Annotated in this window: 5 protein-coding genes; 3 read left to right on the top strand and 2 right to left on the bottom strand. The window is 40.3% G+C overall.

Annotation, left to right across the window (positions count from 1 at the left end):
• The first annotated feature begins 207 nt into the window (after nucleotides 1-207).
• A complete protein-coding gene (locus AC1EU0_RS14285; RefSeq protein ID WP_480303138.1) occupies nucleotides 208-654 on the top strand; it encodes an RNA recognition motif domain-containing protein in 447 nt (148 codons plus the stop codon).
• A 25-nt stretch (nucleotides 655-679) separates the two neighbouring features.
• Here AC1EU0_RS14285 and murI read toward each other — a convergent pair whose 3' ends face one another.
• A complete protein-coding gene (gene murI, locus AC1EU0_RS14280) occupies nucleotides 680-1474 on the bottom strand; it encodes a glutamate racemase (protein ID WP_480303137.1) in 795 nt (264 codons plus the stop codon).
• Nucleotides 1475-1561: 87 nt separating this feature from the next.
• Between murI and trmA the strand changes: the two genes are divergently transcribed.
• Nucleotides 1562-2659: a tRNA (uridine(54)-C5)-methyltransferase TrmA gene (trmA, locus tag AC1EU0_RS14275; protein ID WP_480303136.1), complete on the top strand. Its 1098-nt coding sequence runs from the start codon at nucleotides 1562-1564 to the stop codon at nucleotides 2657-2659.
• Here trmA and fabR read toward each other — a convergent pair.
• Entirely contained in the window at nucleotides 2656-3285 is a 630-nt protein-coding gene (fabR, locus tag AC1EU0_RS14270) for an HTH-type transcriptional repressor FabR (protein WP_480303135.1), read from the bottom strand. The two genes, trmA and fabR, sit on opposite strands and share 4 nt — an antisense overlap.
• 206 nt (nucleotides 3286-3491) lie before the next feature.
• Here fabR and AC1EU0_RS14265 point away from each other — a divergent pair, with 206 nt between their 5' ends.
• Nucleotides 3492-7298 (top strand): ankyrin repeat domain-containing protein, encoded by a 3807-nt coding sequence (locus AC1EU0_RS14265; protein WP_480303134.1) that lies wholly within the window; start codon nucleotides 3492-3494, stop codon nucleotides 7296-7298.
• The last annotated feature ends 84 nt before the right edge of the window (nucleotides 7299-7382 follow it).

Genomic DNA, 7382 nt, shown 5'->3' with positions numbered 1-7382 from the left:
GAAGTTTTTATTTCAACTGAGTCTTTTTCCCGCAACTTGGTCGTTTTTTAAGATTAACTCCACTTTTTTATTACTTTTTATCTATTTTTTCATGAAAAATCTCACACTTGCGTATATTTTTTCAACAGATCTATGGAGTGTTCATTAAATTTTCATTACCATATACGTGTTTCATATACTTATCGTTAATTTTAGAGATCTTTATATATGCAGAAGTCACTTCTCATTGCCTTAATAGTCACTGTTATTGGTGCCATTGTGATCCACCAATTTGGTAGCACTCTTCCAGCTTATGCCGCATTTATTCTAGGAGCTGTTATCGTAGCCACTGTATTAAGCATCATGCCTAATTCAGCTTCACCATCTTCTGACGCTAAATACGTCGGCCCAACTAAGACTCTTTATGTAGGCAATCTACCTTATCGTGTTCATGAAAATGAAGTTAAGGAATTATTTGCTAAATATGGTCCGGTTAATTCCGTTCGTTTAGTTCGAGACCGTAAAACAGGTCGCAGAAAAGGGTTTGGGTTCGTCGAAATGTCTGACACTGGAGCAGATAAGGCGCTGGGCAAGCTCAATGACTACAACTTTCAGGAGCGTACACTGAAAGTACGTGAAGCCAGAACTCAAGACTCTTCTGGCGACCGAGATTAAGTTATTGCTTTAATCGCTTTTTAAATCAGCCCAATAATTCTGTTATTGGGCTGATTTTTTTGAACCCTCTTTTTATTAAGCTCTCATTTAAACCATTACTCACTGTTTCAGTGGTATACCAAGCCAGAGCTTCAGCGTTATATTGCCTGCTCGATTCTGGTGTATTCATCAAACTCATCACTCGGTTTGCTATTGCTTCACCTGAATCGATTAATGTTACTTTTTTGCCGACTATCTGCTGTATTTCTTCTTTAAGCAGTGGAAAGTGCGTGCAGCCCAACACTAATACATCAATATCCGAAGCTTGTATTCGTTTGAATACACTTTCAAGCTCATGCGGAAAGACCGTTTTAGCTTCTAATTTTCGTTCTGCAAATGCAACGAGTTCATCAGCTGCGATAAGGCTTACTCTGCAATCACTGGCATAATTAGCAATTAAACTTTGAGTGTAATCTCTAGCTATGGTACCTGAAGTCGCAAGTACCCCGATGTGTTTCGTGATTGATAAATTTGCGGCGGGTTTGATTGCAGGCACAACGCCAACCACAGGAATATTAATTCGCTGCCTAAGCGCATCTAGCATTACCGTGCTTGCGGTATTGCACGCAATAACGACTATGCTGGGGTAAAGCTTATTCACAGCCGAGATGATTAACTTCACAGCTCCTGCAATCAAATCATCTTCAGGTAATCTGCCATAGGGCAAGCGTGCATTATCAAATAGATAGTAATAGTCCTGATCTGGAAGTTGTTTTTGGATTTCATTTAGGACGCTTAGGCCACCAATTCCTGAATCAAAAACTAAAATAGACTGTGGCAAGGTAACCTCATTTTATTCAATCGTGGACTTTATCGACTAGTAGTATAATAATTTGCGCCCAATTTTACAGATGATGGTGAGCAACCTATGAATTTTGCCGCAATGGATCCTACGCAATACGATCAGCAGCTGGACAATAAGAGACAACGTTTACAGGCATTATTTGCTGAATTTGATGCACCTGAACTTGAGGTCTTTGCTTCAGAACCTCGCCATTATCGTATGCGCGCTGAATTTAGAGTATGGCATGATGGCGACGACCTTTATTATTATATGTTTGATCAAGGGACGAAACAAAAGGTACGCTGCGATCAATTCTTGCCTGCCAGCAGCTTAATCAATGCGTTGATGCCAAAGCTGATGGGTGCTCTAAGACCTAACCCTGCACTTCGTCATAAGCTATTCCAAGTGGACTTTCTTTCAACACTTAGTGGTGAAATTCTGGTTTCATTACTGTATCACCGCCAGCTAGATAGCGAATGGCAGCAAGAGATTCAACGCTTAAAAGAAAGACTGTCTACTGAATTCAAAATTAACTTTATCGGCCGCGCTCGCAAACAGAAGATCACTGTAGATACCGAATTTGTTATCGAATCTTTGCCTATCAATGGCACCAACTATATCTACAAACAAGTAGAAAACAGCTTTACGCAGCCAAATGCTAAGGTGGCTTGTCACATGCTGGAATGGGCATTGGATGCAACCAAAGCTTCAACAGGTGATCTACTCGAGCTTTATTGCGGCAACGGTAACTTTTCTATTGCTCTGGCACAAAACTTTGAACGCGTATTAGCAACAGAACTGGCCAAGCCTTCCGTTGATGCGGCGCAGTACAATATTAAAGAAAATAATATAGATAATCTCGATATTATCCGTATGTCAGCCGAAGACTTTAGTGATGCATTAGCGAAAAAACGTCAATATAGACGTTTAAAAGATGTAGATTTAGACAGCTACAATTGTAATACCATCTTTGTCGATCCACCACGTGCGGGCTTAGATGACAATACCTTATCTATGGTACAAAACTACGAGCGAATCTTGTATATCTCTTGTAACCCAACTACCTTAGCCGATAACTTAGCAACCTTGGCCAAGACTCATAAAATTACTCGCTTTGCCTTGTTTGATCAATTTCCATATACCGACCACATGGAAGCAGGGTTATTATTAGAGCGCCGCTAACTTTTACTCGGCGCTCGTTTTTCCATTTTATGCTGAATGGTATGAGCGCCATGCGCGACAATTCTCAATTGCAGTACTAATTGTTCTGCTAGCTTTTTTCGTTCACTTCGTTTCATATCTAACGCCGCCGCACCCGCATTAAACACTAAGGTAACTAGAGCTTCAGCTTGTGCTCGTGCAAGCTCATAACTTCTTTGGGTGGTTTGCTCAGTATAATGGGCAAGCTCCGATATAAAGTGCTCGATTTCTCTGGCGACCGCAGCTCTAAATGGTGCTGATGTCCCTGAACGCTCATGCAACAGAATACGAAAAACATTAGGATTTGATTCAAGCACTTCCATAAAAGTTTCAACCGAGATTTGAATCACACTGCCACCCTCTTCGGCGCGCTGGCGACCTTTACGCATCATCTGCCTCAATGCCAAGCCACCTTCATCAACCATAGTTAAACCAAGCTCATTCATGTCTTTGAAATGACGATAAAACGACGTGGGTGCAATGTTCGCTTCCCTTGCGACTTCACGAAGACTCAAGCTAGAAAAACTGCGTTCAGCACTGAGCTGATTAAACGCAGCATCGACTAATGCGCGGCGCGTTTTCTCTTTTTGTTGTGCTCGGATCCCCATGCTCACCTTTGTTGACTCTACCAAAATGTAATAACTAATCTGCGGTCAGACACTAATGGAATCACCTTTTTTTTGCAAGTTACAGTCTAAATATGCAATGAACAAAGATTAACCCCCCCTGCTTTAATTAAAAGTTAAAATTTCAAGCTTTAAGAAATGTCTTTGAATGTTGGTTTTTCAAAACACCAAGTAAATTGAGGTTTGCCATGGCAGCAACAGAGAACTCAACTACAGCATTGCCAATTGGCGGATGGGAACTATTAACGAATGATGGAGATGAATATAACTGGAAAACGTCTAATCAGCCTACACGTTTGGATAATGATGACGTTGTTTTGCAAACTACAAAGCTTAACGAAAGCCTTGAGAAATTATCCGAACATTGGGAACAATCTGAGTTGGAAGAGGTCGATTTATCAGCATACACCCAATTAAAGCGTTCTTTTTTAAGACTAGAAGATTCTCGCGTTGAACATTGCTATGAGCTTCAGTTAAAGGGTATTTATGCTTCACACTTAGCTGAATTACTCAATAATGATTCTATCTCTCAAGACGCGAAAACAAAATGCTTAATCTCAATAAGCCGACAAATTAAAGCCACCCCCAAAGAAGTACCTGACTTTAGATGCCATATCGCATATTTACGCTGTGCAAAACACGGTTTAATTTCAGAATTCTTATTAGCAGAAACCAATACCATAGACGCCATCAACCAGATTTTTATGGCTCAATTTCCATCTTTTGATAAGACTAATCTACCCTCATGTATGGATCAGTTTGGATTTCCGATTTCAGCATTAATTCACAAGCCTGAAATTCCATCCATTCTAACTGGAAATCAGCAATTCTTTTACCAACAATTAGTAACTGTTTTTTATACTCCCTTCTATCTCGCTCGCCAATTTCGCCAACACCAAAACGTTGTACTATCTGCTCTATCAAAAAGCATGCCTCATGACGGTGTTCTGCCCGATCCGTCACCATCCAATCGGCTATCCATCGCCCTTTGCCATGCCAGTTTTCAAGATATCTTAACCTCTGCACTTCAAACCCTAGAGTCTGATCAAGCGTTGGTTACCGTTGATTCATTGTTTTTTGGCATTCAAACATCACAAAATGAGATCAATCAGCAGTTATGCGCATCTGCTAGTCCGAGATTTATTCCTCAGAACGTGCCTTTACCATTATTACTTCCTCTGTTAGATAGCATTACTGAACAAATCACGGACTATGAAACGGCAAGGCAATGGGCAAGTTACCTGCACGATTATTTGATCAGTAGCCAACATAATTGGATCCGCCAGCATTGCGCTACTAAATTGTGTCAGCGACTACAAGGTTGTTATGCCCACGACACTGCTGTTTCTTTTAAAGAAGTTGATGAGAGTAAAGATTTACTCACGCTTATCGCTACACTGTCGAGTAAGATAAAGCGCCAAAAAGAACTAGCATGCGAGCGTAATATTCAACAAACAAGCACCCTATCCGAATTTCTTGAAGCGATACAGGCTAACCATAAATTAGATTTGCCTATGATTAATCCGTATTATTCGCAAGCTATCATCAATCATCTGGGCAGCTTATCCCCTCAGTGTAGTTTCGAAACATTGTTAACGGTTACAGCCTTATTTAATGAGCAACCAGCTTCCTCCCTTTTATATGAGGCGGTCATAAGCTATGTAAACAAGGTGCTGCCTCAGCAAAAAGCACAAGTTCACTCAGCAACAGCGCTTATAAACTATCAACAGAAAATTGATGAATTGACCGTACTTGCCTTGTTTTCAGAGGCAAAGCATGAACTACAAAAGCCAACCTTCGAAAAAGATGCCATCAATCAACTTTCAGTCGAGGAAGTGAATGAGCTTTCCTCTGAATGGCTTAGACAACATTATGACGATGCTGAAGGGTTGCAAATTTTACTGGTCGTTTCTATTAAGCTATCTAGTCAAAGGTTACAAGATGAAGTGCTTACCTTGAGTAAATCAACTTCTATTGCTTCTTGGAATGATGTCGTTACCAATATTGAAGACTGCCATTGGTTTGCCATTAACTTTGAATACATCAAAGCATTTTGCAGAATAATTGATGAAAAAGGTTCGTTTCTATTCCATGCGGCCATATCTGACCAAAGAGAAAAATTAGTTACGTCATGGTCAAAATTGTACATATTGGATTTTAAACAAAGAGACTTTAAAGGTAATACACCGTTGCACCATGCCTGTCTTTATGGCAATGAGGCAATCCTTTCTTTGTTGCTACAATCAGGTTCACATCGATTGCTCATTAATCAAATCAATCAAGATGGCGACACGGCTTTGCATATTGCTACCCAGAATCGTAGCTTTGGTTGCGTCCGCACATTATTGAACCATAGAGGCACTCACCAAGGTGCTCAGAATTCTTTTACAGGAGAAACGCCGCTTCACTATGCCATAAAAGAACGAAACCAAGCTCTCATCAATCTCTTTATTAATCACAACCCCAAATTGCTCGAAATTCAAGATAATGAAGGTTACTCCCCTATCGCAGTGGTAATAAAATCGTACCCTAATTTAATTAAAGAGTTAATCAAGAATGCTAACTTCAACCCTAATGTTGTAGTGAGTAGACAACTGTCGACAATTGCTTTTGCACTTGAATTGAAAAGAGATAACCTTTGCAGTCAGTTGCTACAAGATTACCCAGAACTCCCACTCCAAGGACAACACTTACTTCATTTGGGGGTTAACTGCCCAGACGTATTTTCACACTTATTGCGTAAACTACGTTCTGAAAAAGATGAGCTCAACGACGATGGCTGCGTTCCACTTCACTTAGCCTCAGCTGCAGGGAATTTGGGGGTGGTAACAGAACTGTTAGAAGCAAATGCAAACCGGCAAATGTTAACGAGAGATTTTAAAAATGCTTTGTTTTTCGCTTTGAGCTCGTTAGGTTCCACCGCTGTACTTCAAGCACTGCTGGAAGAGGGGGTGTTAATACAAACTCTTCATTTTACCCCACTCTCACTACTCCAGCATGCCCTCACCTTTGATAATGTTCAAGGGCTGGAGTATCTCCTCGAAACATCATTGCTCAGTTCAAGATTCGCTCAAGCTGCATTATCCGGTGACAGCGTCCTTAATCTATTCCATTGCGCTATTGGGGAAGATGCCCAAAATTGCATCCAATATTTAGCCCGTTCGAAGCGATTTAATGGCTTGAACAAAAGCATCAGTAAAGGTGAGCATGTTGGTTTAACCCCGCTCATGTTAGCGGCAAAACTCAATAAAGCTCATGCTGTTAACGCACTATGTGAGGTTTACCCAGATGCTTATTTTAAGATTAATGAACAAGGATATAGTGCTGCTCATATTGCCGTTCTCAATTCATCTGTAGAGGCATTGCAAGCATTGATAAAAGCGAATAATAAATGCCTAAATGTTTTATGTACGACTAAAGGCGCATTTTATCGCTTTAACCCATTACAGTTGAGCGCTCACTTAGATGTCAAAAAGGTCTACGAAGCAATACTTGCCAGTGCCCCCAGATCAATAAATGTATTGGATGATAGAGGATATAGTCTCGCTCATATAGCCACTGAATCCAGCGCCCATAATATACTCCAAATATTACCTGTTGCATGGCTTGATTACGCAGTACAGAAAAAGCCTTATGAAGGCTATACCTGCTTACACCTTGCGATTGAAAATAATCAATTAGAAACTCTACAATTACTGACTCAGCTAGGAGTCAATATTGATAAAGCAACCAAAACAGTCAACTTTACCAAGCAAATCAATTGGAGTTGGGTTGGGGCATCAACACAATTAGCACCTATAACCCTTTGTGCTAGACGAGGCAATATTCAAGCCGCAAAAATATTATTACAGGCTGGCAGCAAACCTCTACTCCTGCTGGATAAGAAGGAATGGGAATATTTCATTTTTACTTATATATATACAGCCTATGGTACTCGTATGCCTGTAGATAGCCCAAGCTTACAATCAATGTTGACAATCATTGTCGGTGATTGATTCAATAAAATAATCCAAATTCTTGACCCTTGAGCCATTGCAAGCTAAATTAGCGAACAGTTGTACGCTAAAATTTAAAAATTA

Source organism: Parashewanella sp. 2210YD4-3, assembly GCF_056591735.1.
Note: the sequence above shows the minus strand (reverse complement) of the source record. Positions and strands in the feature narration are given on the sequence as shown.